Genomic DNA, 25608 nt, shown 5'->3' with positions numbered 1-25608 from the left:
AAGCTGTGCGGTCAAGCGCCCCGCTCTAGGAGCATTGAACAGAATCTTGATTTTCTAACTGCTTACCACGATGCGTTTAAAAATTCTTTTCTCCGGTCTGGCAAGCAAAAGTGAGCCGGCTCTAGTTGGTCGCCTCGGCGGCGTTCTGTTTGGCTGCATATGCGGTGGCAGCACATTCATTCTTGCCAAGATCGAGTTCCTCGGCTTTTTCATCGTCAACCTTTTCAAGGTTGGCGTTAATGCGCCGGATCATCGCGTACTCATCGGGTTGTTTTCTCATGTTACTCTTAATGAAACGAAGGAAGTCCGCCTTATCCTTAATTGCGTAGATAGCTTTATTAAACAGCATCGTTTCTGCCAAAGTTGAGGCAAAGGCGAGTTTATCGTTTGCCTCCTCCCAGCTCATATAGTGCCCGGGAAGAATTACCATATCGCCGTTGTATGCCCTGACCTTCTGCAGCGTTTCAAACAGCTTGTCAGACCACGCCTCTACTTGACCGCCAAGATCAGGACGGCCGATCGACTGGATAAACATGGTGTCGCCGGTAATCATGAAGCGATTGTCAATAATATAGCTGGTTGATCCCGGGGTATGCCCGGGTGTAAAGATACACTGAACGGTTGGACCAGGGCGGGAAAAACTGTAATAAGCCCCATCCTGCAAATGGGTGTAGGTGATGTTTGCCCCGGCAAAATCGTTTTCGTTGGCGAGAAACTCCGCCCCGGTTTTTTCTGAGAGCATCCTGCTTCCGGCAATATAGTCGGCCTGAAGGTGGGTCTCGAAGGTTTTAATCAGGGTGCAGCCATTCTGCCGGGCAAATTCAAGATAAAAATCTATGTTTCTGGTTGGATCAAAAAGCATAAGTTCATCGCTATGTTGCAGGCCATAGCTTGCTGATGCCTTACCCGGCCTGATGAACTGGTATAACTGAAAGGGTTCACCAGGATTCAGCAGTACAGGTACCAGGAGGTTGCCCCAGGATTTTATGCCTCCTTCAAGATAACCAACGTCTTGAATGCCGTGCTTGTCCAGGATTTCTGCTACAAATTTGGCAGAACCTTCTTTGGCACAGACAATGCGGACGGGTTTGTTTTTGATCACCTTGGCGACACATTCCTCTTCAATTTCCATAAAGTCGAAGTAGGAAATGTTCTGCATAGTGAACGGATAGGGTGCCTCGACTTTGAATCGGCCAAAATCGACTTTATTTCTGACATCAAGAACTACTATGTCTTTTTTGCTTGTCAGCCAGGCATAAAGTTCTGTTGCGGTGTAGGTGAATATGCTCATTTGATCTCCTTCGGTTTATCGTTTTTGAAAAGAGTCTTGTGGAAGTATGGTAAAAAAACTGAGTCGTTCGACTATACTCAATGCAGGATATACCGGGATTAAAAGCGTAAAAATCCTGCTTCCTCCGCGGTTGTTGCAAAACAATTAACATGCAGCAGCCAGTAGTGATGTGAATTCTCGCGAATTGCCCGGGCAGTGGCCGGAGGGAGCCAGTGACTGTCGTCAATCAGATTGTAAAAATATGAATCTACGCCGATAAACCCATCGAGGAAATGGGTCATAATATGTAAAGTCTTGCTCAGATATCCTTGCTCTATATTCAGGAAATCTTCTGTTCTCTCGATCTTAGCCTGTACGAGCTCGTTGATCAGTTTTCGTACAACCCGTCGGTTATGTTCTTCCGCAGCAAGAATACGGTCAAGAAAGTCTGCATCGAGGCTGGAAAAAGATTGCGCCTTAACAGCCTCGATACAGTCATATACGACCAGGGAGGTGAGGTCAAAAAATTTATGTACCTGCTCTCGGCAGTGGTCGAATGAATCGCCGACCAGAAGCATATTGTGCTGGGAGATCTGATTCATGATTACCAGTAGTTAATAGGGTTTAATGGTTGAGACTTTCGATTACGCGCTTGCCGATTCGCCTGCCCATCTCCATGCACTCTTCCAGTTTTCTGTCATCCGGTACATATTTAATCCGAACACCGTCCTCGATGACATCAATTTTCATGTCCTGCAATGCCGTATTTATCAGGCCGACCGCCTCACCACTCCAGCCGAAGGAACCAAAGGCGGCACCGAATTTATTGGTCGGTTTCAGACCGCGCATATACATGAGAAAACCGGCCATGCGCGGCAACAGACCATTGTTCAGGGTCGAGCATCCGATAACGACTGCCTTGGCGTTCAGTACCTCGGTCATGACATCGCTGCGATGATGCACCTTGAGGTTAATCATCCTGGTGCTCACTCCAGTTTCCCGGAGTCCTGTGCCGATTGCGTGGGCCATTTTCTCTGTGGAGTGCCACATGGAATCATAGATTACCAGGGTCTTTGGGTCCGCTTCATTGCGACTCCATTTATCGTAGGCCTCAAGGATCTTGTCTTGATGCGTTCGCCAGATAACGCCATGATCGGGGGCGATCATTTTGATATTGAGGTTCATCTCGGCGACCGAAGCCAGAAGTTTTTTAATGAGCGGGGCATAAAGATACAGGATATTTGCATAATACTTGGCACTCTCCTGCATGACTTCCGACAGATTCACCTCATCATCGAATCTCTCGCTGGTGGCATAGTGCTGCCCAAAGGCATCGCTTGAAAAAAGAATGCCGTCTTCTTTTATATAGCTGAACATTGAATCCGGCCAATGAAGCATTCTGGTCTCGAGGAACTGGATGGTTCGCTTGCCAAGACTCACTTCGCTTCCGGATTTTACCACTTCATACGGCCAGTCCTCCCGATGGAAATGATCAAGAAGAGCTTTCTGGCCCATCGGTGAGCAGAACAGTTTCTCCGGTTTGATTATATCCATCATTTCCGGCAGACTTCCGGAGTGATCCATTTCCACATGATTAACTACCAGATAATCAATTTTAGCCGGGTCGATAATTGCCCGTATATTGTACAGCAGTTCACCCATATGGGAACGTTTAACGGTATCGAACAGGGTTACCTTTTTGTCCACAATGAGAAAGGCATTGTAGGTCGTTCCCTTATAGGTTGAGTAGCCGTGAAAATCCCGGACGTCCCAGTCGACGGCTCCTACCCAGTAAATTCCCTTTGCCAGTTCCGTGTTACTCATTTCTACTCCAAGAATATGTAATCTGATTTGTTGAATTCGAGCCGGTATAATCGACCTCAGTGTATACAGTTGGCCTTATGGAAGCAACCGGTTCCTTGTATTTTTCTATATTTATGATATAGGACAGAAAAAAATTATTACCATAAAAGGCCGACAATATCATAAGAATCGTCTTCCTTCTTTGTTAATAAAATGATAATGATTATTATAATCTTACCTGTTGATTGTTGCTACTGTAAAATAGCCGACAGGTCCCTCTCCTGCCGTTATAACTGTACGTGAAAGTATCGAGCAGCCGGCCTGGGGATCTTAAGTAGAAAATGTGCCGCACATGAAAAAATACCCCTCAATCGATCCTGGTCTTTGCAGCAACTGCCTGGGCTGTGTCGAAATTGCCCCGAAGGTGTTCAGATATAACCGGGAAACTGGATTGATGGAGATCATCGAAAGGGAAGAATATCCCATTGATCTTGTCGATGAGGCGATAAAAAACTGTCCGGAAGACTGCATTAGCTGGGAGGACTGACTCTTTGCCGCAGTGGATAAAATAAATAGATTCTGGTAGGATTATTCCTTCCTTTTGCCCGATCGGATCCGATCAAGGGAAAATACAATACATTCATGGCTGGTGAACGGGTATGAGCTGAGCAGGTCAAATACATTTTATGGATACACCATTTAAAATTCTATCGCAGTACCAGCCTTCCGGTGATCAGCCGCAAGCCATTAACATGTTGGCTGACGGTGTGCAGGCCGGCGTGAAAAGTCAGGTCCTGCTCGGGGTAACCGGGTCAGGCAAAACGTTCACCATGGCGAATGTTATCCAGCAGGTGCAACGGCCGACTCTGGTGATTGCGCCGAACAAGACCCTGGCTGCCCAGCTGTTCAGTGAATTTAAAGAACTCTTTCCCGACAATGCGGTTGAGTATTTTGTGTCGTATTACGATTATTATCAGCCAGAGGCCTATATTCCCCAGTCGGATAGTTATATCGAAAAGGATTCCTCAATAAACGATGCAATAGACAAGATGCGTCACTCGGCGACACGTTCTCTGCTTACCCGGAAAGATGTCTTGATTGTTGCCTCGGTCTCCTGTATCTACGGTTTAGGCTCCCCGGATGAATACAAGAATATGCATCTGTTCCTCCGGGTCGGCGATGAGTATCCTCTGGAAGAGATTCAGCGACGTCTGGTCTATATGCAGTACGAGCGCAATGATATCTCCTTTCACCGTGGCACTTTTCGGGTGCGCGGCGATGTGCTGGATATTTTCCCAGTCCACGAAGAGGAAAGATCGATCCGGGTTGAGTTCTTCGGTGATACCCTTGAGGCCCTCGTCATTATTGATCCCCTGCGTGGAGTGGTCCTGGAGAAACTTGAGGAGTATACGGTCTTTCCCGGCAGCCATTTTGTTACCTCGAAAGATCGATTACAGGTTGCCTGCGAGACAATCAAGGAGGAGCTGTCCGGGCGCCTGGAAACATTGTATCAGGAAAACAGATTGGTAGAGGCCCAGCGTCTTGACCAGCGGACCATGTTTGATCTGGAAATGATTCAGGAATTAGGGTATTGCAACGGGATAGAAAATTACAGTCGCCACCTGACCGGGAAAAAACCAGGCGTTCCGCCTCCTAACCTGCTCGATTACTTTCCCGAGGACTATCTGCTTTTTATCGATGAGAGCCATATAGCCATTGGCCAGCTGAATGGCATGTACAATGGGGATCGATCGCGCAAGACAACCCTGGTCAATTATGGATTTCGCCTCCCTTCAGCGCTTGATAACCGACCGTTGCGCTTTGATGAATTTGCCGGACGGGTCAATCAGGTGATCTACGTCTCGGCCACCCCCGGACCTTATGAACTGGAACAGGCACAGGGCAGGGTGGTTGAGCAGGTCATCCGGCCAACCGGGCTTCTCGATCCACGAATCGAAGTCCGGCCCGCCACCAGCCAGGTCGACGATCTGCTTGAAGAAATACGGTTGCGGGCCAACCGCGGCGAGGCGGTGCTGGTGACAACGCTTACCAAGCGAATGGCGGAAGATCTTACCACGTACTATGAAAATCTCGGTATCCGGGTGCGCTATCTCCATTCCGACATAAAAACCCTTGAACGTATAGAAATCATCCAGGCCCTGCGTAAAGGGGAGTTTGACGTGCTGGTCGGCATCAATCTGTTGCGCGAAGGTCTCGATATTCCCGAGGTTTCTCTGGTGGCAATCCTTGATGCCGACAAGGAAGGTTTCCTCCGGTCGGAAAGATCGCTCATCCAGACCTGCGGCCGTGCCGCCAGAAATGTCGATGGCCTGGTGATTATGTATGCCGACAATATAACCGGCTCCATGCGATATACCATGGATGAAACCGAGCGAAGGAGACTGATCCAGAAAGAGTATAACCTGAAAAACGGGATCACTCCGCAGACCATCATTTCGTCGGTCAAGGATACCATGCAGCAGCATTTACATAATTCCGGCTATACAATGGAAAATATGGATGCAAGCCTGCTTGCGCTTGCCGAAGAACTGCCGGTTTTTACATCGGTAAAGGACTTGGAAAAAGAAATCAAGAAACTGGAAAAAGAAATGCTTCTGGCTGCTCAGGAGCTGGCCTTCGAAAAGGCGGCGGAGCTGCGTGATAAAATAAAGAAGATTCGTCTGCTGGAGATAGAAATAGGGTGACTGAGGGGAAAATTAATAATCTACTGCTCGGTATAGTACCGACAACCTTCGCCTGGTTGATGCGACTATGGTTTGGCAGCTGCAGAGTCACCATCCACAATCAAGAGTACTGTTTTCATGCGGCAGAAAAAGATAAGACGGCAATAGCCACATTTTGGCATTATTCGATAATTTTCGTTTTGTATCAGATGCGCCATTATTCCGGTACGGCAATGGTCAGCGCCAGCAGAGACGGCGAATACATTGCCAGGCTGGCTGAAAAGTTTGGTTTTGATACGGTGCGGGGATCAAAAAATCATAAAAGTGTGGAGGGACTGAAGGCCATGTTGCGGGCAGTTCGCCATGGCAGCAATGCGGCAATTGTGGCGGATGGTTCTCAGGGGCCGCCCAGGATTGTGCAGGCCGGTTCCATTCTTCTTGCCTCCAGGACAGGTGCACCGATATTGCCGATGGTCTATGCAGCATCCAGCTATTTTACCATTCATTCCTGGGACAGGACGATTATTCCAAAACCTTTCTCCCGCATCGATTATTATTATGGGGAACCGCTTTTCGTCCCGGCTGGATTACCGCCGGAAGGGCTTGAGGAATATCGATTGTATCTGGAGGAACGGCTGAATACCCTCTATGATCACGCATGGGGAAAATATGCAAAGGCAGCACACTGAAAATTTGCTAAATTGATTGCAATAGAGTCAAGAACATCGGTAAATCTACCATCCCGCAGAAGATTGGATGCGCAGTAACAGAGAAGGAAGGATTGTATACATGGAAAAGAAAGGGTTGGTAATTGCCGGACTCGCCGGCGGATCGGGAAAGAGTGTAGTTTCTGTGGGAATTACCGCTGCATTTGCCAGGATGGGACGGCGTATTGTGCCGTTTAAAAAGGGGCCGGACTATATTGATGCCGGATGGCTGCAGCTTGCCGCCGGGAGGAGATGCTACAATCTCGATCCGTTTTTTATGAGCGGAGAAGCCATTCATCGCTCGTTTATGGTGCATTCAGACGGCGCAGAACTGGTCATTGTCGAGGGCAACAGGGGCTTGTATGATGGAGTCGATGTCCTGGGGGGCTATTCCACCGCGGAACTGGCCCTGACGCTTGATCTGCCGGTGATTCTGGTCGTCAACTGTACCAAGACAACCAGAACAGTGGCAGCGATGGTGCTCGGCTGTCAACAGTTCGATAAGCGACTCGATATAAAAGGTGTTGTGCTCAACCAGATAGCGACAGAGCGACAGCGTCTGCTGGTCACCGAATCGGTGGAGAGCTATACCGGTATTCCGGTACTCGGCTCGATACCACGATTGAAGAGAGATATCTTTCCGATGCGGCACCTGGGAATGGTTCCCCATCAGGAATATACGGACAGTCATGAGGCGCTCGGATTTCTCGCCGATCTGATAGCAGAAAATGTCGACCTTGGATCCATCGAGTCGATTATGAAAATCCTTCCAGAGGCTGATCAGACTGTTGCCGGGAAAGAGAATGAGCTGTCGGCAGCGACGTCGCCAAAGATGAGAATCGGTGTTCTCCAGGATGCTGCTTTTCAGTTTTACTACTCAGAGAACCTGGAAGCACTGGAAATGGCCGGCGCCCAGTTGGTCTACGTCAATGCGCTCAGCGACAGCAGCCTCCCCGAGCTCGATGGCCTGTATATCGGCGGTGGTTTTCCTGAGACCAGTGCCCGGGAGCTGGCGGCCAACACTTCGTTTCGTCAATCGGTTAAAAAGGCGGCCGAAGACGGTCTGCCGATTTATGCGGAGTGTGGTGGCCTGATGTATCTGGGTGATTCCATCGTGCTTGATGGGGAAGAGTTTCCGCTGGTCGGTATTTTCCCGGTACGCTTTGGTATGTCGGCGAAACCTCAGGCCCATGGCTATACCATTTTTCATGTTGCCAAAAAAAATGGTTTTTACAAGCAGGGGGTTGATATTAAAGGCCACGAGTTTCGCTATTCGAAAATTCTCGACTGGCGAGGGAGCTCCGACCAGCTTATCCTGAAAATGGTCCGTGGCCGCGGGTTTATTGACGGGTGGGACGGCTTGACCTACAACAACGTCCTGGCCTTATACACCCATATCCATGCCGACGGGACGCCCGAATGGGCTGGGGCTTTTGTGCAAAGGTGTCGGGCGGTCCAGAAATAACGGGTTGATTCTTCGGCAGGAAGTGGTCCGGAGATCAGTGGGCGGTACTAGAGCCGAGCACTTTCAGGCTGATTTCCTTCTGTTTTTCTGCACTTGGTGCCGGCTCGACCCAGTGTATAAAAGATTCTCTGGTACGCATAAAGCTGCCATTGTCTTCTTTGCATTTGTCACAGATACTTTGCGCCTGATCGCGGTACATGATGATTTCCGAAGCGGGATCCCCCTCTTTGGATACGGCCGCCATTTTCCTGCAGCCACATTCCAGGCGCACGACTACGACGCCGATCCCGTCCGGACTTCCCTCCAGGATACCTTCGATCATGGCCTGTTCGCGTTTTTCTGCCTGGATTGTTTTTTTCGGTTTTTTTTCTTTCATGAGATATACATATAATTATTGGCAACGTGGTTTCGCCCGACTTTGTGCCGGTGCCGACCTTGAATCCTCCCTGAGGAGGGCTGGTAAGACGAAGGTGCACTATATAAAAAAAAAAGTGCTCAGGTCAACAGTTATTCATCATCGCCCGTCTGGCAATGGCAGGAAGATAATGGTGTAATTTATTGAAACATAATGTTTTTTACTGGAAATACTCTTTGTGGCTTGCAGGAAATCAGCTCGCCGTTTTTGCTTGACAAAAATCTGGCCGTGAATTAATCCAATATGACACGTAACAACGGATGTAAAACGATGTTCGGATAGCCAATTAAGTATGATGAATACTTATTTTCTCAATCACATTTTACGGAGGTAATTCATGTTTGAAGTAATAGTTGACAAAGACAAGTGCAGTGGCGACGAAGAGTGTGTAGCAGCATGTCCAGCTCAGGTATTTGAGATGGTAGATGGTAAAGCAGAGCCGGTAGAGATGGACGAATGTCTCGGCTGCGAGACCTGTGTTGAAGTATGTCCTGAAGGTGCTATCACTGTAAACGAAGTCTGATATCCCCCTGGTTTTTTAACAGAACAAGCCCATCTCCTGCAAAGGAGATGGGCTTGTTCTATTTGTACATGGTGCATTGCAAATGACTAAAGGTCTGGCTCGTTTCAAACCGGGGGTTGCTACGCGTACCCATCTGCTGCTGTCGGCTGCTCTCTGGACGACGATCGGTGTTCTGCTGCTTGCCAAAGGCACGTATCGCCTGAGCCAGCTGGCTGAGTGGCAGGCCTTTGTCGTTGTGATTCCGGCAATCGTCATCGGCAGCCTGAAAGCGGTTTTTGTCCTGGATAAATCTGCCCGTCGGGGTATCGACCGCATCCTCACTTTTAAAGACGGGACATGTCTTGGTGCAGTCTACTCCATTAAAACATGGATATTGGTATTGTGCATGATGGGGATGGGTGTTATCTTGCGCAATTCTTCTCTGCCCATTAAGTTTCTTGGTTTTCTATATATCACTATCGGCTGGGCAATGTTGGTGTCCAGCAGACTTGCCTGGAGGGCTTGGCTGCAGGGAAAGTAACCATCCCTCATTTTACTGTTATGTACGATTACTCCTTTAATAGCATAAAAATAAATTGTTCCGCCCTGCGAAAAAACTACGCCTTTATCCAGCAAAAAACAGGTGCAGGGGTTCCCGTGATGGCCATGGTGAAGGCAGATGCTTACGGCCATGGTATGGTGATGGCAGCCAAAGCCTTTAGTCACGCCGGATGTACTGCCTTCGGCGTTGCTGAATTGCGCGAGGCTGTTCTGCTGCGCGAGGCAGGGATACAGGGTGATATATATGTGACAATCGGTTTTGTGGAAATCGATGCCGGTCTGTTTTTTCAGTATCGGCTTACCCCGGTTATCTACAGCTACGCTGCGGCTCAGGCTCTGTCGATACAGGCGGTGGCTCTGGGACAGGAAATCGGCATCCATATCAAAGTCGATTCGGGAATGGGCCGTCTGGGCATCTTCCCCCCTGACATACCCGCATTTGCCGATACTGTTGCCAGTTTGCCGGGCATAAAGATTAACGGGCTGATGAGTCACTTCCCGGAATCGGATAATCCCGCCGCCGAGAGTACCCGGGAAAACTTTACCCAGTTTGCAGGCGCCTGCCGCGCACTGAAAAACAGATATACAACTCTCTGTCATATTGCCAATTCCGGAGCAGTGCTTAATTTCCCCGACACCTGGTGTGATATGGTACGGGCCGGGATAGCTCTCTATGGCTATCATCCTGCCGGTTCTGACGGTGGAGAGGGTCCCAGCTGCACTGCATTGATTCCGGCTATGTCCTTTACCTCGAGAATCCTCCAGGTAAAAACCGTGCCGGCGGGAAGGGGAATAAGCTATGGTCACACCTTTCGCACCAGGCGGCAGACAACTCTTGCCGTACTGCCGGTTGGCTACGAGGACGGTTTTTCAAGGCTGCTGTCTAACAGGGCGAAGGTCTTGGTGCATGGTCATCCGGTACCGGTTGTCGGCCGGATCTGTATGAATATGTGCATGATCGATGTCACCGGTCTGACAGATGTTGCCGCCGGGGATGAGGTCGTTCTGCTCGGACGACAGGGGCAGCAGACCATCACCGCCGATGACATAGCAAAGGAAATGGGCAGCATCAGTTATGAGGTTCTCTGTCTGCTGGGTAATAACAATCAACGACAATATATTGAGTAGAGATCAATGATCCGTTCAGAAGTTAAAAAGGTGCTTGACGACTGTTTTGCACATGGTGTTGCAGAGGGCCTGTGGTCAGATGAAGCCGCCGGGAAATTCACCGTAGAACTGCCTAAACATGAAGGGCAGGGCGATTTCTCGACGAACCTGGCCCTGGTGCTGGCTGGGATCGAAAAGAAAAATCCCCGGCAAATTGCGCAACTCGTGGCCGAACAACTATCGAGCCATACCGATCTCATCGCACGAGTGGAGATTGCCGGACCAGGTTTTGTGAATATCTTTATTGACCACGATGTCTGGCGGCGATTGATTCCTAAGATTATTGACCGAGGCGCCGCATTCGGGAAAAGCAGCGTCGGAGCCGGACGCAAGGTAATGGTTGAATTTGTCAGCGCCAATCCTACCGGGCCGCTCAGCATTGGCCATGGGCGACAGGCGATTCTCGGCGATTCCATCGCCCGGTTGCTCGAAGCCACCGGGCATGATGTTTTCCGCGAGTATTACTATAATGATGCCGGTCGACAGATGCGTGTTCTCGGCGAGTCGACCCGTGCCAGGTACCTTGAATTACTCGGTGAAAAATTTACTTTTCCTGAAGATGGCTATCAGGGGGAATATATTGTCGACATCAGCAGATCGCTGATTGACGAACAGGGCGATGGACTGAAAGACCATGCCGATGTCACGCCGTTCAAAGAACAGGCCGAACGATATATTTTTAAAGACATTTCCTCCACCCTCGAGCGGATGGGGATTGTTTTTGACAATTATTATAATGAGCATTCCCTGTATGAAAACGGGCTTATCGATGACGTGGTGGCCGAGCTGAAAGCCAAGGGGTATGTCTACGAACAGGACAATGCGGTGTGGTTTAAAACCACCGTTTTCGGGCAGGAACAGGATCGGGTTATCATCAAGAGCTCCGGTGAGCCGACCTACCGGCTGCCGGATATGGCCTATCATCGGGAAAAATTTCGCCGAAATTTTGACTGGCTGGTAAATATTTTTGGTTCCGACCATATTGCCACGGTCCCGGATGTTCTTGCGGGGGTAAAGGCGCTGGGCTATGATCCGGACAAGATAACCGTCGTCCTGCATCAGTTCGTGACCCTGACCCGGGATGGGAAACAGGTGAAAATGTCCACCCGTAAGGCCAATTTCATTACTGTCGATGAGTTGCTGGATGAGGTTGGCGTCGACCCTGTTCGATTTTTCTTTATGATGCGCAAGGCGGACAGCCAGCTGGAATTTGACCTGGAACTGGCTAAAAAACAAAGTCAGGAAAACCCGGTCTATTATGTGCAGTATGGGTATGCCCGTCTCTGTGCTATACTGCGTCAGGCGACGGAAAAAGGATTTGCCGAGCCGCAGTATGATGCGGACGAGGCCAGGCTCCTGACAGAGCCGGAAGAACTCAAACTGCTCCAGACTATGTCGACTTTCCCTTCTACCATCGAAGGGAGCGCCCTGGAGCTGGCCCCGCATAAGATTATTTTTTACCTTATGGAACTTGCCGGTCAGCTGCATAGCTATTATAACAAACACAAGGTAATAACCGATGATCTTCCCCTCAGTCGAGCCAGGCTCTGTATGATAAAAGCACTGCAGGTGGTCTTGAAAAACGGGCTTGATATTGTTGGACTGTCAGCTCCGCAGAGAATGTAGGTGGGAATACCGGATGGCAGTAAAGCGCAGGACCCAGGCAAAAAAACTCAAATTCGAGTTAACCAGGAGTGCGATAGCCGGCATTGGCGTTATCGTCTTTTGTCTTTTTTTGTGGATGTTCCTGCTTGGGGTCTGGACCGGTCAGTCGCTGCTGCTGCCATCCTATGAAAAAAACGACGTAGTCGCTCATGAGCCTGTCAAAAAAATAGGGCCGCTCATTCTTCGGGCGGAAAAGAAAATTGTTAAAAAAGCGGAATAAGGGGCACTGAATTTTACTCTCCTTAAGATCTGTGTATAATAGAAGACCAGCAATTACCAATTCGGCTTCACAAAAAACATCTGGAGACGGTTGTACGGACCTTTTACGGACCACTACCAACGGCAAAATATAATGATCGGAAAAATACTCACCAAGGTTTTTGGCAGCAGTAATGACAGATATCTCAAACAGCTTAACCCGCTAGTCAGGCGAGTCAACGAGCTGGAAAAGGACATCGAGATTCTAGACGATGCAGCATTGGCGGCAAAAACCGTTTCGTTCAAGGAACGAATTGCCCAGGGTGAACCACTGGATGATTTGTTGCCGGAGGCCTTTGCCGTTGTGCGTGAAGCAGCAAAACGGGTTCTTGGCGAGCGTCATTACGATGTTCAGCTGGTAGGTGGCATAGTCCTGCATCAAGGCAAGATCGCCGAGATGAAAACAGGTGAGGGGAAGACCCTCACCTCGACCCTGCCGGTGTATCTCAACGGCCTCACCGGTAAAGGTGTGCATGTCGTTACCGTCAATGATTATCTCGCAGCGCGCGACAGTGAGTGGATGGGCAAGGTGTATACCTTTCTCGGCATGAGCTTTGGTAAAATTATCCATGGCTTAAATGATACCGAGCGCCGGGCGGCATATGGGGCGGATATCACCTACGGTACCAACAACGAATTTGGCTTTGACTACCTGCGTGACAATATGAAGTTCGAACTGGCTGAGTTTTGCCAGCGCGGCTTTAATTTTGCCATTGTTGATGAGGTCGATTCCATTCTTATTGATGAAGCCCGGACTCCGCTTATTATCTCGGGGCCGGCGGATATCTCCACCGATCTGTACAAGAACGTCAACCGGATCATGTCGAAGTTCAAGAAAGACGAGCATTATACCGTTGATGAGAAGGCGCGACAGGTTTCCCTGACGGAAGAAGGTGTCGCTCTTGGTGAAGAGCTCCTCGAAGTGGAAAACCTTTATGATCCGACCAGTATTGAAAAGCTCCACCATCTCAATCAGGCCTTGAAGGCCCACATCCTTTTTAAAAACGATGTCGACTATATTGTCCGCGACAATCAGGTCATCATTGTTGATGAATTTACCGGTCGAACCATGGAAGGCAGGCGGTATAGCGACGGCCTGCACCAGGCGCTGGAAGCCAAGGAGAAAGTGAAAATTGAACAGGAAAATCAAACTCTTGCTTCAATTACCTTTCAGAACTATTTCAGGATGTATGACAAACTGGCGGGAATGACCGGTACCGCTGACACGGAAGCCCCGGAATTTAAGAAAATATATAATCTCGATGTCGTGGTCATGCCGACCAACCAGCCGATGGTGCGCGACGACTATGCCGATGTCATCTATAAGAATGAGGCGGCGAAATATCGGGCAGTCGTCCGAGAAATCAGCGAGTTGCACAAGGCCGGACGCCCCGTTCTGGTCGGAACCATTTCTATTGATGTGTCGGAAAAAATTTCCAATATGCTCAAAAAAGAAAAGATTGAGCATGAGGTTCTAAATGCCAAACACCATGAGCGTGAAGCGGAGATTATCGCCGGAGCCGGACAACTGGGCAAGGTGACAATTGCGACGAATATGGCCGGACGAGGAACAGATATCAAGCTCGGACCCGGGGTCGTTGAGGTTGGCGGACTGCATATCCTTGGTACTTCACGCCATGAATCCCGGCGTATCGACAACCAGTTGCGCGGTCGATCCGGGCGGCAGGGAGATCCAGGTTCTTCGCGATTTTTTCTGTCTCTGGAAGATGATCTGCTGCGTATTTTCGGCTCAGGCCGTATCACCGGCATCATGGATAAGCTTGGTATGGAAGAGGATGAACCCATCGAGCATAACATGATCTCACGGGCTATTGAGAATGCGCAGCGCAAGGTTGAGGGACATAACTTCGATATCCGTAAGCATCTGCTGGAATACGACGATGTTATGAACAAGCAGCGCGAGCTTATCTATCAGCAGCGACGGGATGTTCTCGAAAAAGCCGATGTCAGTGAGGTCGTCCAGGATATGATTGAAGACCTGGTGGATATTGTCACCGGAGAGTTCTATCAGGATCGTATCGATTCGGCGGAATGGGACTGGGCGGGATTCAAGACCCGGATGGGGGAACTGTTCCACCATGTGCCTGAGTGGCCCGAAGAGGAGTTGGAAGGATTGAAGTTTGACACCTTCACCCAAAAGACCCTCGATTTTATCAAGCAGGCCTACAAAGAGCAGGATGAAATTAATGGTCCCGAGACCCAGCGTCAACTGGAGAAACTGATCCTGCTGCAGATTGTCGATAGCCATTGGAAGGATCATCTTCTGTCCATGGACTATCTGAAAGAAGGAATCGGTCTGCGGGGCTACGGCCAGAAAAATCCTTTGAACGAGTATAAACGTGAAGGATTTGAGATGTTTGGCGCTATGGTCGAGACCGTCAAGTCGCAAGTGGTCTCCAGTCTCATGCGGGTTCGCGTCGTCAGTGAAGATGACGTGGAACGTCTGGAAGAGGAGCGGCGCCGGCGTCATGAGCAGGAGCAGATGCGCCTGAACAGGGCGAGCGCAGCGGAAGAGGCACCAGCTGCCCAGCCGGTTCGGCGTGATGGCGAAAAGATCGGCAGAAATGCCACCTGCCCCTGCGGCTCAGGAAAAAAATATAAAAAATGCTGCGGTAAAGAGGCCTGAGGCTGAAGCCGGCCGATCAACAGCAGCACAGGCCGTAGGCCTTTCTGTCAACCGTGGAGTTTTTCCGGCGACATCAGGTTGTCTTCCATATGTTTCAGTTCGTCGATCCCTGAGATGACAATTTCCGGGTCTGGGGTAAGCTCCTCAGGCCCAAGCTTCTTGTCATAATCCATCTGGGTCAGGATGTATTTTATACAATTGATTCGAGCCCTTTTCTTATCGTTGGAGCGAATAATGGTCCAGGGGGAAATGGTCCGGTTGGTTTCCGAGAGCATCTGAAATTTGCGCACAGAATATTGGTCCCAGTATTCCTGGGCCAGATTGTCGACCGGGGAGAGCTTGTATTGCTTTAAGGGATCGACTTTGCGTGATTCGAATCGTTTATTCTGCACGTCTTTTGATACGGAAAAATAGAATTTCAACAGTATTATCCCGTCTTTCACCAGCATTTCTTCAAACATCGGTACGTCTTTTAAAAAACGTTTATTCTGCTCGTCGGTGCAGAAACCCATGACCGGTTCGACCATTGCCCGGTTGTACCAGGAACGGTCAAAAATGACTATTTCGCCGGCTGATGGAAGATGAGCGACATACCGTTGAAAGTACCACTGGCTTGACTCCGTCTCATTGGGTTTCATCAGGGCAACGACCCTCGTGTTTCGGGGGTTGAGGTTGGCGATGGCTCTTTTTATGGTGCCTCCCTTGCCGGCGGCATCCCGACCTTCAAAAATAATCAGCATTCGCTGGCCGTTGGCCTTCATCGTCGTTTGCAGTTTCATCAGTTCGATCTGTAGTTTTTTCAGTTCTATCTCATACAAGAGATGGGTGTTGCTCACCCAGATCGAGGTCTTATCGCTTCCTTCTTTATTATCGATATTTTTATAAGCAGTCCCTTCCAGCAGTCTGACTTGATCCAGCTCGTTCTTGTTAGTCTTGCCATTCTTGCCAATTTTGCCACTCTTGTTGTTTTTGTCATTCTTGCTAGCTTTGCTTTTGGCCATAGTCGGCTCCTCGTTGCAAATGGTCGGGGATGTAAAACGTGCGCGTTGCAACACGATAACAAAAATTTTACATAAAATACAATGTGATTACCTCTAAAGTTCAGCTTAGAAGGTCCAGAGGGATATGAGGATCCCTTTGCACGGGACGCCATAAACCCATCCCTGGGGGCTTGGCCGTAGCCATCCAGGCTGCGGAACACCCGTGCAAAGGGCACCTCATATCCCCATGTAGCTGAATTTTCGTGGTAATCACAAAATAAAATGCTCAATTAAGTTTTTTGCCTTGTTGGTACATGGTGGCGTATATCTCAGGAAGATTGTTTTCTCTGATTTTCATAACAACTTTGTCGATTGCATAGGCTATCCTGAAGTGTTGCACGGTGATGGTTTTCTCGCTAATTTCCAGAGTAGCGAAGGACGCACTTGGATTGCCGTCGAACATCCTGCCTACCGAGCCGGGATTGATGAAGTGAACGTTTGCCAGCGTCTTGTGGTACGGCGAGTGGGAGTGACCCGTCACCACGATCTGGCAATCGGTCAGACCGGCCAGCTCAAGAAATCTGCTGTCTGGCGTATCAACAAAAAGAAATTCGTCATGGTCAGCAGGACTGCCATGAAAGATGCCGAGTTTCACCTGGTGTTTTGGGGATGTTTTTTCCGGATGCCGCAGTTTGATCTTGAGTTTGGTGGTGGTTGTCAGAGAGCGAAGGTAACTGCGGCCGGCATCATCCAGTGCTTCGGCAGTTGTGGTGTACATGATCCTCTTTTCAGGGTTTCCCGGTTTCTTCATCTTTTTGCCGGAGATGAGTTTGATCACTTTTTGATCGGTGTTGCCGAGGATAGAAATGGCCTGATGCGCCCTTAACCAACTGACCGTTTCGTTAGGAAAAGGGGCATAGACCAGGGAATCGCCGGAATTGATGATGTAGTCAAAACCAGACGTGTTCAGGCGCTGGTCAATTGCCTTGAGTGCCGGATAGTTGCCGTGAATATCAGAAATCAATAGTATGCGAATAGTCATCAGAGCAGTGGGGAGACAAGTAGTACAGAATTTTCTTTAAATTTTTCCCAGGATCCTCGTTGCGAGAAGGTCTCAATGTCAAGTTCGGTCGATTGGTCGAGATACTCCTGTTGAATTGCCAGGAGCTTTTCGGTAAACGTTTTACAGTATACAAAAAGAGTTGCTTCGAAATTGAGCCAGAAACTGCGCATATCCAGATTGACTGAGCCAAAAAGAGAAAAATCATGGTCCACCGTGATCGTCTTGGAATGGAGAAGTCCACCATGGAAAAGAAAAATCTGTACCCCTGATTCGGTAAGTTCCTGGTAGCGGGCACGGCTGGCATACTTGACCAGCAGGGAATCATTGTTGAGGGGAATAATGATTTTAACGGTAACCCCACGCTGGGCGGCAGCCTTCAGGGCGACCAGCAGCGGCTCGTCGGGGATGAAATAGGGCGTAGTCATTATCAATTCGCGTCTGGCGGCGTAAATGGTCGTCAGCAGCAGGTTGTGAATCGCATCCGGCACGAGGCCAGGCCCGGATGGGACAAGCTGGATCGCCGATTCTCCGGCGACGGGGTTAGCGTGTACATCGGAGATTCTTCCGGCAGTTTCAATATCTTTCAGTAAAAGTTCAGAGTGAAAATGGTCCGTATCCGTGTCCAGGACCCAGTCGCTGATAAAGGTGCCGGCGATGCATTCAACGACCGGACCCTCGACCTTGACCATCACATCGACCCAGTTCCCGACTCCCGCATCGATCTTAAATACCTCGGGGTCCACCATGTTCTGACTGCCGGTAAAGGCGATCCGGCCATCTATTACGACCAGCTTTCGATGGTTCCGGATATCCATTCTGGAAAACAGTGCATTAATAATTCCGGCGGGCAGTGATTCCTGAATTTTTATGCCGGCCTGGCGCATTGCAGCCGCAGTCCTGCTTTTTAGGAAGTCACGGCTGCCGATGGAGTCGAGGAGTATTCTACAGGTTACTCCTCTGGCTGCCGCCTTGAAAAGGGCCCCGGCAACCTTGTCCACCCTGCCGCCCTCCTGCCAGATATAAAACTGCATGTGACAGGTGGAGGTTGCGTGGAGGATCGCTTCGGTTATGTTGCTCAGGATCTCATCAGGGTGGGTGATCAGGGTAAGGTTGTTTCCGGCCATGGTCGGGATGCCCACCAGGGTCTCTGCCTGGCGGTGCAGAGGAAAACATTCCAGATTGAGTTTATCCCAGGAGACCGGCGTTCTTGCCTGCAGGGTCTGCAGCCAGCCGAGGTAGGTGTCGTATGACGCTTTAGCCCGTTCCTTCCGTCTTTCAGGTAGGCGGTTTTCGCCCAGAAGCAGATATAAAAAACCGCCTAGAAAAGGAATCACCAGTACGACAACCAGCCAGGCCAGGGAAACACCGTAGGGGCGTTTACGCATGATAACCCTGACTGAAAGGCCAATGCGGATAAAAAAATCAGCCAGCAGTACGAGCGCGGAATACAGGGTGTAACTTGAATAGAGTTCTTGGAAATTCATGGTCTGATCCCGGTTAACGGGCAATACACAGGGACTGTCTTTGCTTCTCGCTCATCGGGTGCTCCTGTTAATGATTCCCTGAGGTTTTCGTGCCTTACAGAATATTTTTGTTCGACAAAATGAGGAAAAGAACAGTAAGCTTCGGAAACCATGTTGTTTGTTGTAACTAAGTCTGCTTGTTATATTTGCTGGGAATTGCATTTTTTTGTACCCACGCCAGTTAACAACAGGTCTATCCATTCTGTTCGCGGTTTTTGCTATTTTAAAGTAGCATAATCAGATGGATAAGTGGTAGATGTATTTTGTTGTTGTCATGGAGTGCGGACTGGAATATGCGTTATTTCCCGGCTGGGTATGTTTTCGGAAAGTTTTCCGCAGGCGATGAAGAGTTTGTGGAAAGTTATTCAAGGGATGGATTTTTATGAAGATAAAGGGTTTTTCTTTTTCGGCAGTCAAGGCCGGCATACGGTATGCCGACAGGCTGGATCTTGGACTCATTTACAGTAACATCCCCTGTGTGACAGCGGGAGTTTTTACCACCAATCAGGTGAAGGCCGCCCCGGTTATTCTTGACAAAGAACGGCTGAAAAGTGGCCATGCCCAGGCGATTTTAGTCAACAGCGGCTGTGCCAATGCCTGTACCGGTGTAAAGGGCATGGAGGCGGCCAAAGCCACGAGCAGCCTGGCCGCCGAGGCACTGGGGATTGCCGGTGATTTAATCCAGGTTGCTTCAACCGGGGTGATCGGCGAGCCGCTGAATGTTGAGGCCTTTGAACGAAGTATGCCGGCATTGGTCGCAGGCCTATCCGGCGATAATTTTGAGCAGGTTGCCCAGGCGATTATGACCACCGATACGGTGCAGAAGATTGCCCGGACCACGGTAACTATTGGCGGTAAGGAAGTGCAAATTATGGGTATGGCCAAAGGGGCGGGGATGATTATGCCCAATATGGCGACCATGCTGGCCTTTATTTTTACCGATGCCCGGATCAATTTCCCGGAACTGCACAAATCGCTGGTCAAAGGAGCCGACCGTACCTTTAATCGCATAACCATTGACGGGGATACCAGCACCAATGACATGGTCCTGGTCATGGCCAACGGAATGGCGGAAAACCCATGGATCGACGGTGATTCTCCTGAAGAACAGCAGCTTTTCCAGGATGCATTGGAGAATGTCTTAAAAGATCTGGCCCTGCAGATAGTCAGCGACGGGGAAGGGGCTACCAAAACAATCACGATCAGGGTTTGCGGCGCAAAAGAGAATAAGGACGCGGAGAAAATTGCCCGGACCATCGGCACCTCCAGTCTGGTAAAAACGGCTTTTTTCGGCGAAGATGCGAACTGGGGACGAATTCTTGCGGCCATGGGCCGGTCCGGCGTCCGGTTCTCTCCTGATCGAGTCGACCTGGCCTTTGGCAATGTGTTGCTCGTGAAGAATGGGCTTTCGCTTGGCAAGGAGGCAGAGGCTGCGGCATCGTTAATCTTAAAGGAGAAAAGCTTCGCGGTCTGTATCGATCTGAAAGATGGCCCCGGTTGTGAAGAGGTATTTACCTGCGATTTTTCTATCGATTATGTCAAGATTAATGCCGATTACCGCTCTTAGTTGCAGGCGAGGAAACGTGGCTGAAGAGTTTTCGGTGTTTTACTTAAATCAGCTTTGCAACTGATTTCTGGATCCTGGTTTGCAGTCGGGCGGTAATTTTGGGGCTCGGTTCTTTGCCGATCAACCCCGTAAACAGAACGCCAACAGTGTCTGCGCCTAGCGTCTTTGCCGTCAGAGTAAGCTGTTTGCGGGTTGCAAAGAAGTATCGGCCCAGAATTCCAGGTGCCGCACAGGAGGAAACAAGCACTGCTTTTTTCCTTGGGCCCCTGGCTTTGCGCAATTGTGGTCCGTTCATGCCCCAGGGCCAGTACGCATAGACCACCAGTCGTTCCATAAAACGTTTGAACAGTGCAGTAGTTGACCCGCAGTTGGTAGGTGAGGCGAGAATGTAGCCATCGGCCCGTTCTATCTTGTCGATCAGCTCCTGCATGCCGTCCTCCAGTACACAATGCCCCGGTGTGTCTCCCGGCAATTGTGTGCATTCCCGGCAATTGAGGCAGAATTCGACAGGATGTTCGCGCAGATGGATCACCTCAACTGTACCGCCGGCTGCCTCGATTGCCTGCTTCAGAATCTCGACGGTCTGGTCAGTCATTCCATGGTGCCGATACGCACCGTTAATTGCAAGTATATTGGTCATAATTTTCTATTGAACCACGCCGCAGGCTACGCGGGCCCCACCCCCGCCGAGAGCTTTGGGACTGTCTGCATAGTTGTCGCCGCCCTGATGGATCATGAGAGCATGGCCTTTCAGCTCAGACAGGTGAATTCTTGGAGCCAGTACCGGATGAATGGCAGCACCGGAACTGTCGGCATAGAGGGCCGGTAAATCCCCCTGGTGGCCATTCTCATACGGCCCCTTGTGACTGTTGGTCTGCTGGGGATCGAAATGGCCCCCGGCTGCCAACCCCGGCACCATCTTGCCATCTTTCTCGCCAGGTCCGCAACTGCCATTTACATGTACATGAAAACCATGCAAGCCCTCCGATAACTCGCATAACTGCGGGATAAAAAGAGTGCCATACTGGGTATCCCTGATAGTGATTGTACCTATCTTCGTTTCGGTTCCCACCGGTGTCACTGTATACATATCGACAACCGATTCTGCAGCCCGGGCACCCGAGGCAGCAATGGCTGCAAAGGCAAAAAGAAAAAGACCTGCAATCTTGATTTTCATGGTGTACCTCAAATGTATATTGCGTTCATGTTCATAGTTACGGAAATGGAGAAAATTCCTGGTGTTTCTGGCCAAGAAACCCGCATTGCAGAATTGTCATGCGGCCTCATTACAACAGTAATACAGTTTTGGATCCGGTCAATTTGTGGTTTCTCTCAGGGACTCAGCCTCGTGAGCTCTGGCATAGTGCTCTCTCAGCAGATCATCGCCCCAGTCCCGTTCGAGGTCGCGCCAGACACTGTGAATATGGTTGGCCTTGTCCTGGGTATTGTCATACTCGACCAGAAAGGTCGGCCCATGCAGACGGTAGTCGTGGGGCTCTCCCGGCTGCATTGAACCGGCCCAGGCAAAATGAATGCAGTCGATGCCCTGTCTTTCGATTGACACGAGCTGATTGTCGGCCAATTGGGGGGCCATTCGCCCGAGAAACGACCAGAAAGTTCACCGACAGATGGTGTCCTTCGATTCGCCATCCCCAGGCTGCATCATATGACGGGTCGCCGAATATTGTTACAAAGTAGCGTTCCGGATTGCGGATATGGTTGTTCAATGCACCCTCCAGGTCGGCGAGGATTTTTTCCAGGCTCATGATGTTGAGGGCGGTAAGCGTGCCGCTGCGGCTCATCCCGCTTGCCAGCAAAGCAAAGGCCCGGCGTTGCTGGCTGCTGTCCATTTCGGAAAATGGCAGACCCTTCCGCGGTACCGGACGATAATCCCAGCAAGTGCGCGCATTGTCATCAAGCCGAAGAACAGCCTGCCGACGCTGGCCCGCTTCCAGGCTGTTGAGGAAGGCGCTTGCTGCAATCTTCATCTGCCTGGCGGTTTCCCCGGCTTCGGATAGCTCTGTTGTGATCTTAGGGTTGGAAATATGCATATTGGGCCGCCTCCGTTTTTTTATCCGGTAAAGTGGATGATAATCACGATAGCGGCAAAAAACAGGCGGACTGTGGCCAAAAATGCCAGGGCGGATAGTCTTTCAGATCACTCCCGCAATATCATTAACGGGAGTGATCTTGCATCTCCTAGGCGACTTTTTTACAGTTTTTCCTGGAGAGGCATTTTCTTAAGATTGCCTGGTAGGTATCCCAGTCTTTCGTCGCCAGGGCCGCCTGTTTGGCGAATGCCAGTTCATTGTTTGTCATCAGTTTCCTCCAATTATTGAGTGTGAAGGTCTGAAGCTGTTTCAAAACGAAAAGCCCCCAGACCAATTTAATTGATCCGGGGGCCCTGATTTCTCCACAGATGCAACGTCAGGCCTCGTATCCTCGAAGGCCAGTTGTTTTTATAAGGCAGGTATTCTGACTTCCGGATCGTCCTCTTCTCTGCGCCTTCCCGATTGTTCTCAGTGGCATATGCAGGAATTGTCCCCGGTTACAGCGGCGGGCCCGTTCCGGATTTACACCGGATTCCCTCTTTTGTCTTATCGACACCTTATAGATGAAAGCATACTAAAGTATTGAATTGGCGTCAAAGGGTATTGTCAAATATCCGTTGATGGTCTTGCCCCGCTATTGTCCGGGGATCCCCAGCGCCTGAATGGACATTGCGTTTTTGCCTTCCGCATAAGCCAGCAATCGGCCTTCCTTACGGTCTATCCTGAAAGCAAGCGCGTAGGCGAGGACACGTATCGGATAATCCCTGGGCAGCCGCAGCAGATAGGGTTGAATGGTAGTGAAGTCGGTAACTCCGTACTGTTGCATGATAAACCGCAGGCCGCCGTTGGCTGGACCGATATTATACGCGAGCAATCCGAGAAAGAGATCTTCATTCATCTCGGTCAGATAGTAGCGCAGAGTAGCTGCACCGAGAAAGGCATTGTAGCGTGGATCGTTCATGTCGCGTTCGGCTGACGGAAAAAGTTTGTTGACATCTTCTTCCACAGCCGTCGGTATCCTGGTTATCTGGAAAAGTCCATGTCCCCCATCCATACTTTTTCGCGGGAGATATGAAGATTCGGCGGCGGCAAGACCCTTGAGGAGATCGATATCAATATCATAGGCATCTGCCGCCTCATGGATCGCCTTTTTGAACTGCTCGGCACGACTGATCATCTTCTCCAGGGGAGCGGTGTCCAGGCGGCGATAGGCTGCATAGACCTGATGGGCGAGGACGACCCGGCCTGCTTCTTCTTTGCCGCCTACCAGAGTGCGATAATAGCCAAAGGCCTGCGTAAAATATCCGTGCGGAATAAACACACACACCAGAAGTGTCATGCCAAGCATAATGGCCGGGGGCAGCTTGGGCGATCTGGCCTGCAGCCATTTCCGGATTCTCTTCCAGGCGCTCAGCAGGATGGAGGCGATGACAATAAAACCGAGAATTCCACTGGCAAATGGCAGGAGACTGTGCATTAAATCGGTGCCGGAAAACCGGTTGCCGACATAGCCGAGCAGCATGATAATGGCGGCCATACCGATTGCCGCCAGACCGAGACACTCCAGGCTGATAAACAGAAAATCCTGCAGCAGGGTTTTCTGCGGTTTTTTCTTTCTGCTGGTTTTCTTCCTCTTGGCGGAAGGGGAAGCCTTCGCGCGTTTCTGAGCAGGTCGTCTTTTCTGGGGGGACGGTTGCGAGGGAAGTGATCGGGCCATTCGACAGGTGTAATAGCTTATGACGTATTCAAGAGTGTCATCTTAAAATACGCCAAATTATGAAAAAAAAAGACAATAAAAGCAGTCCACCTTATTCGACGATGGGGGGATGGTCAATTACAATTTTTTTAAGGATGCATGGACGCATCAGGCTTTGGTGCGAATGTTGTCTTTTTTATCCTGTGGTGGGTTTTTGTTCACTCTTGCTGAATCGTTTACCGGATTCTTTCCGGGGCGCCGGTATTATGTCGTGAAGATTACAGCTTTGTAATCTTTCTGCAAGATTGGGGTAATGATCGATAGGTATATTGCCCGGGATATTATTGTATCCTGTTGAACAGTCGAACTGTACTACGGCGTGACGGTTTCTCCGGGGTAAAAAACGGGAGTGGCTTCTTGCTGTCTGGCGGCTGCGCGGACATTGTCTCAGGAAAAGGCAGACGAGCTATCTGACACCCTGCCGGGGATGTAAGTGTCTTGGATTTTGGTTTTAATGTCTCCCGGGTTCTCTTTTTTTATCGCCGGGTTCAAAGATTCAGGCACTGAAATGATGGTTGCAATTGACGAATTATGTGTGGAGTCAGAAAATGATCAAGATTAAAAATGTAACTCGAAAGTATGGCAGCTTCAAGGCGGTGAACAACGTCTCGATGACAATACAGTCCGGGGAAATTGTCGGACTCCTCGGCCATAACGGTGCCGGTAAGACAACAATCATGAAGATGATCACCGGTTATCTCGAGCCAACGGAGGGTACCATTGTCGTCAACGGCAAAGAGATCGGCAGCGATCGGCTGGCTATCCAGAGAGACATTGGCTACCTGCCGGAAAACTGTCCGGTTTACCCGGACATGACGGTGGTCGAGTATCTCGATTACATGGCCTCTCTGCACGGTCTCTCCGAGGGACAGCGAGGCCCGCTTGTCGTCGCGGCGATTCGTCGGACCGGACTGCAGGAAAAGGCTTTTCAATCAATAGCGACTCTCTCCAGGGGATACCGGCAGCGTACCGGCGTCGCCCAGGCAATTCTTCATGAGCCGGATATCCTCGTTCTCGATGAGCCGACCAATGGTCTTGATCCAACCCAGATCCAGCATATGCGGGCGCTGATCACCGACCTGGCCAGGTCTTCGACGGTTATTGTATCCACGCATGTCCTCCAGGAGGTGCAGGCCATCTGCGACAGAGTTATTATCCTTAAAAACGGCGAGAAGGCCCTTGACGCAAGGCTCGATGAACTGCAGACCGAGGGGCGTTTGCTGGTGCAGCTCGGCGGAAAACATGGTGACCCACGGTCACTGATTGAAGGGTGTCCTGGCGTTGCCTCGACTCTTGTTGCCAATCATGCTCAGCGCAACCATGCGCCTTCGACAACGAGTTGTGCGGTGACGGTGGCAGCCGGTGAAGACCGGCAGGAGACGGCTGCGCAAATTGCCGCGCTGCTCCAGGAAAATGGCTACCGGCTCTACGGTATGCAGTTCGAATCGCGCAATCTTGAAACGGTATTCGCCGAAATAAGTGGTTGACCCCTGAAAACGGGATATGCACCTTCGTAAATTTCTT

At 50.1% G+C, this 25608-nt stretch carries 24 protein-coding genes and 1 riboswitch; of the genes, 12 read left to right on the top strand and 12 right to left on the bottom strand.

Annotation, left to right across the window (positions count from 1 at the left end; genetic code table 11):
* Positions 1-121: 121 nt before the first annotated feature.
* The 3 genes from FCL47_RS00525 to FCL47_RS00515 form a co-directional block, all read right to left on the bottom strand.
* Positions 122-1291, bottom strand: a complete 1170-nt coding sequence (locus tag FCL47_RS00525) for an MBL fold metallo-hydrolase (protein ID WP_136811459.1) — start codon at positions 1289-1291, stop codon at positions 122-124.
* Positions 1292-1389: 98 nt separating this feature from the next.
* Positions 1390-1872, bottom strand: coding sequence for a hypothetical protein (locus FCL47_RS00520; protein ID WP_136811457.1), 483 nt, complete (start codon positions 1870-1872; stop codon positions 1390-1392).
* A 22-nt stretch (positions 1873-1894) separates the two neighbouring features.
* Complete coding sequence (locus FCL47_RS00515) at positions 1895-3094, bottom strand: FprA family A-type flavoprotein (RefSeq protein WP_136811455.1); 1200 nt, start codon at positions 3092-3094, stop codon at positions 1895-1897.
* A gap of 331 nt (positions 3095-3425) precedes the next feature.
* Here FCL47_RS00515 and FCL47_RS00510 point away from each other — a divergent pair, with 331 nt between their 5' ends.
* The 4 genes from FCL47_RS00510 to FCL47_RS00495 all read left to right on the top strand — a co-directional run bounded on the left by FCL47_RS00510 (position 3426) and on the right by FCL47_RS00495 (position 7929).
* Positions 3426-3620 (top strand): ferredoxin, encoded by a 195-nt coding sequence (locus tag FCL47_RS00510; protein WP_136811454.1) that lies wholly within the window; start codon positions 3426-3428, stop codon positions 3618-3620.
* A gap of 139 nt (positions 3621-3759) precedes the next feature.
* Positions 3760-5778, top strand: a complete 2019-nt coding sequence (uvrB, locus tag FCL47_RS00505) for an excinuclease ABC subunit UvrB (protein WP_136811452.1) — start codon at positions 3760-3762, stop codon at positions 5776-5778.
* Positions 5775-6446 (top strand): lysophospholipid acyltransferase family protein, encoded by a 672-nt coding sequence (locus tag FCL47_RS00500; protein ID WP_136811450.1) that lies wholly within the window; start codon positions 5775-5777, stop codon positions 6444-6446. The genes uvrB and FCL47_RS00500 overlap by 4 nt, the downstream gene beginning before the upstream one ends.
* A 100-nt stretch (positions 6447-6546) precedes the next feature.
* Entirely contained in the window at positions 6547-7929 is a 1383-nt protein-coding gene (locus tag FCL47_RS00495) for a cobyrinate a,c-diamide synthase (protein ID WP_136811448.1), read from the top strand.
* Positions 7930-7963: 34 nt separating this feature from the next.
* Here the strand turns inward: FCL47_RS00495 and FCL47_RS00490 are convergent, their stop codons facing one another.
* The gene (locus FCL47_RS00490) at positions 7964-8305 is read right to left on the bottom strand and encodes a hypothetical protein (protein WP_136811446.1); all 342 of its coding nucleotides are present in this window, start codon (positions 8303-8305) and stop codon (positions 7964-7966) included.
* Between the two features lie 376 nt (positions 8306-8681).
* On the opposite strand from FCL47_RS00490, the gene FCL47_RS00485 reads away from it, so the two are divergent.
* The 6 genes from FCL47_RS00485 to secA all read left to right on the top strand — a co-directional run bounded on the left by FCL47_RS00485 (position 8682) and on the right by secA (position 15144).
* Complete coding sequence (locus tag FCL47_RS00485) at positions 8682-8867, top strand: 4Fe-4S dicluster domain-containing protein (RefSeq protein ID WP_136811444.1); 186 nt, start codon at positions 8682-8684, stop codon at positions 8865-8867.
* Positions 8868-8949: 82 nt separating this feature from the next.
* Positions 8950-9387 carry a hypothetical protein gene (locus tag FCL47_RS00480; RefSeq protein ID WP_136811443.1) on the top strand — a complete coding sequence of 146 codons (438 nt, stop codon included), beginning with the start codon at positions 8950-8952 and terminating at the stop codon, positions 9385-9387.
* Positions 9369-10535, top strand: coding sequence for an alanine racemase (gene alr / locus FCL47_RS00475; RefSeq protein WP_136811441.1), 1167 nt, complete (start codon positions 9369-9371; stop codon positions 10533-10535). Before FCL47_RS00480 ends, alr begins: the two co-directional genes overlap by 19 nt.
* A gap of 6 nt (positions 10536-10541) precedes the next feature.
* The gene (gene argS, locus FCL47_RS00470; protein WP_136811439.1) at positions 10542-12200 is read left to right on the top strand and encodes an arginine--tRNA ligase; all 1659 of its coding nucleotides are present in this window, start codon (positions 10542-10544) and stop codon (positions 12198-12200) included.
* Positions 12201-12213: 13 nt separating this feature from the next.
* Positions 12214-12459 carry a hypothetical protein gene (locus FCL47_RS00465; RefSeq protein WP_136811437.1) on the top strand — a complete coding sequence of 82 codons (246 nt, stop codon included), beginning with the start codon at positions 12214-12216 and terminating at the stop codon, positions 12457-12459.
* Between the two features lie 132 nt (positions 12460-12591).
* Positions 12592-15144 carry a preprotein translocase subunit SecA gene (gene secA / locus FCL47_RS00460; protein WP_136811436.1) on the top strand — a complete coding sequence of 851 codons (2553 nt, stop codon included), beginning with the start codon at positions 12592-12594 and terminating at the stop codon, positions 15142-15144.
* Positions 15145-15191: 47 nt separating this feature from the next.
* On the opposite strand, the gene ppk2 is transcribed toward secA, so the two are convergent.
* The 3 genes from ppk2 to cls all read right to left on the bottom strand — a co-directional run bounded on the left by ppk2 (position 15192) and on the right by cls (position 18671).
* A complete protein-coding gene (ppk2, locus tag FCL47_RS00455; RefSeq protein WP_136811434.1) occupies positions 15192-16145 on the bottom strand; it encodes a polyphosphate kinase 2 in 954 nt (317 codons plus the stop codon).
* A 265-nt stretch (positions 16146-16410) separates the two neighbouring features.
* Positions 16411-17166: a YfcE family phosphodiesterase gene (locus tag FCL47_RS00450; RefSeq protein WP_240744087.1), complete on the bottom strand. Its 756-nt coding sequence runs from the start codon at positions 17164-17166 to the stop codon at positions 16411-16413.
* A complete protein-coding gene (gene cls / locus FCL47_RS00445; protein ID WP_136811432.1) occupies positions 17166-18671 on the bottom strand; it encodes a cardiolipin synthase in 1506 nt (501 codons plus the stop codon). Before cls ends, FCL47_RS00450 begins: the two co-directional genes overlap by 1 nt.
* 421 nt (positions 18672-19092) lie before the next feature.
* Between cls and argJ the strand changes: the two genes are divergently transcribed.
* Positions 19093-20277 carry a bifunctional glutamate N-acetyltransferase/amino-acid acetyltransferase ArgJ gene (gene argJ / locus FCL47_RS00440; RefSeq protein ID WP_136811430.1) on the top strand — a complete coding sequence of 395 codons (1185 nt, stop codon included), beginning with the start codon at positions 19093-19095 and terminating at the stop codon, positions 20275-20277.
* Positions 20278-20320: 43 nt separating this feature from the next.
* Here argJ and FCL47_RS00435 read toward each other — a convergent pair whose 3' ends face one another.
* The 5 genes from FCL47_RS00435 to FCL47_RS00420 form a co-directional block, all read right to left on the bottom strand.
* Positions 20321-20917 (bottom strand): flavodoxin family protein, encoded by a 597-nt coding sequence (locus FCL47_RS00435; protein ID WP_136811428.1) that lies wholly within the window; start codon positions 20915-20917, stop codon positions 20321-20323.
* Between the two features lie 6 nt (positions 20918-20923).
* Positions 20924-21454: a superoxide dismutase family protein gene (gene sodC, locus FCL47_RS00430; protein WP_136811426.1), complete on the bottom strand. Its 531-nt coding sequence runs from the start codon at positions 21452-21454 to the stop codon at positions 20924-20926.
* Positions 21455-21592: 138 nt separating this feature from the next.
* A complete protein-coding gene (locus FCL47_RS25520; protein WP_370459538.1) occupies positions 21593-21841 on the bottom strand; it encodes a DUF3500 domain-containing protein in 249 nt (82 codons plus the stop codon).
* On the bottom strand, positions 21726-22328 hold the full coding sequence (locus tag FCL47_RS00425; RefSeq protein ID WP_136811424.1) for a DUF3500 domain-containing protein: 603 nt from the start codon (positions 22326-22328) through the stop codon (positions 21726-21728). The genes FCL47_RS25520 and FCL47_RS00425 overlap by 116 nt, the downstream gene beginning before the upstream one ends.
* A 396-nt stretch (positions 22329-22724) precedes the next feature.
* A riboswitch (cobalamin riboswitch) is annotated at positions 22725-22903 on the bottom strand.
* Positions 22904-22962: 59 nt separating this feature from the next.
* Positions 22963-24045 carry a transglycosylase SLT domain-containing protein gene (locus FCL47_RS00420; protein WP_136811422.1) on the bottom strand — a complete coding sequence of 361 codons (1083 nt, stop codon included), beginning with the start codon at positions 24043-24045 and terminating at the stop codon, positions 22963-22965.
* Between the two features lie 587 nt (positions 24046-24632).
* Here FCL47_RS00420 and FCL47_RS00415 point away from each other — a divergent pair.
* Positions 24633-25571 (top strand): ABC transporter ATP-binding protein, encoded by a 939-nt coding sequence (locus FCL47_RS00415; protein WP_136811420.1) that lies wholly within the window; start codon positions 24633-24635, stop codon positions 25569-25571.
* The last annotated feature ends 37 nt before the right edge of the window (positions 25572-25608 follow it).

Source organism: Desulfopila sp. IMCC35006, from assembly GCF_005116645.1.
Lineage (GTDB): Bacteria > Desulfobacterota > Desulfobulbia > Desulfobulbales > Desulfocapsaceae > Desulforhopalus_A.
This window is presented reverse-complemented; position numbering and strand designations above follow the sequence as displayed.

What these genes read in the sequence shown, in the direction of transcription:
- FCL47_RS00525 (WP_136811459.1), bottom strand. Translation starts at nt 1,291, where the DNA reads ATGAGCATATTCACCTACACCGCAACAGAACTTTATGCCTGGCTGACA.
- FCL47_RS00520 (WP_136811457.1), bottom strand. Translation starts at nt 1,872, where the DNA reads ATGAATCAGATCTCCCAGCACAATATGCTTCTGGTCGGCGATTCATTC.
- FCL47_RS00515 (WP_136811455.1), bottom strand. Translation starts at nt 3,094, where the DNA reads ATGAGTAACACGGAACTGGCAAAGGGAATTTACTGGGTAGGAGCCGTC.
- FCL47_RS00510 (WP_136811454.1), top strand. Translation starts at nt 3,426, where the DNA reads ATGAAAAAATACCCCTCAATCGATCCTGGTCTTTGCAGCAACTGCCTG.
- uvrB (WP_136811452.1), top strand. Translation starts at nt 3,760, where the DNA reads ATGGATACACCATTTAAAATTCTATCGCAGTACCAGCCTTCCGGTGAT.
- FCL47_RS00495 (WP_136811448.1), top strand. Translation starts at nt 6,547, where the DNA reads ATGGAAAAGAAAGGGTTGGTAATTGCCGGACTCGCCGGCGGATCGGGA.
- FCL47_RS00490 (WP_136811446.1), bottom strand. Translation starts at nt 8,305, where the DNA reads ATGAAAGAAAAAAAACCGAAAAAAACAATCCAGGCAGAAAAACGCGAA.
- FCL47_RS00485 (WP_136811444.1), top strand. Translation starts at nt 8,682, where the DNA reads ATGTTTGAAGTAATAGTTGACAAAGACAAGTGCAGTGGCGACGAAGAG.
- FCL47_RS00480 (WP_136811443.1), top strand. Translation starts at nt 8,950, where the DNA reads ATGACTAAAGGTCTGGCTCGTTTCAAACCGGGGGTTGCTACGCGTACC.
- argS (WP_136811439.1), top strand. Translation starts at nt 10,542, where the DNA reads ATGATCCGTTCAGAAGTTAAAAAGGTGCTTGACGACTGTTTTGCACAT.
- FCL47_RS00465 (WP_136811437.1), top strand. Translation starts at nt 12,214, where the DNA reads ATGGCAGTAAAGCGCAGGACCCAGGCAAAAAAACTCAAATTCGAGTTA.
- secA (WP_136811436.1), top strand. Translation starts at nt 12,592, where the DNA reads ATGATCGGAAAAATACTCACCAAGGTTTTTGGCAGCAGTAATGACAGA.
- ppk2 (WP_136811434.1), bottom strand. Translation starts at nt 16,145, where the DNA reads ATGGCCAAAAGCAAAGCTAGCAAGAATGACAAAAACAACAAGAGTGGC.
- FCL47_RS00450 (WP_240744087.1), bottom strand. Translation starts at nt 17,166, where the DNA reads ATGACTATTCGCATACTATTGATTTCTGATATTCACGGCAACTATCCG.
- cls (WP_136811432.1), bottom strand. Translation starts at nt 18,671, where the DNA reads ATGAATTTCCAAGAACTCTATTCAAGTTACACCCTGTATTCCGCGCTC.
- argJ (WP_136811430.1), top strand. Translation starts at nt 19,093, where the DNA reads ATGAAGATAAAGGGTTTTTCTTTTTCGGCAGTCAAGGCCGGCATACGG.
- FCL47_RS00435 (WP_136811428.1), bottom strand. Translation starts at nt 20,917, where the DNA reads ATGACCAATATACTTGCAATTAACGGTGCGTATCGGCACCATGGAATG.
- sodC (WP_136811426.1), bottom strand. Translation starts at nt 21,454, where the DNA reads ATGAAAATCAAGATTGCAGGTCTTTTTCTTTTTGCCTTTGCAGCCATT.
- FCL47_RS00425 (WP_136811424.1), bottom strand. Translation starts at nt 22,328, where the DNA reads ATGCATATTTCCAACCCTAAGATCACAACAGAGCTATCCGAAGCCGGG.
- FCL47_RS00420 (WP_136811422.1), bottom strand. Translation starts at nt 24,045, where the DNA reads ATGGCCCGATCACTTCCCTCGCAACCGTCCCCCCAGAAAAGACGACCT.
- FCL47_RS00415 (WP_136811420.1), top strand. Translation starts at nt 24,633, where the DNA reads ATGATCAAGATTAAAAATGTAACTCGAAAGTATGGCAGCTTCAAGGCG.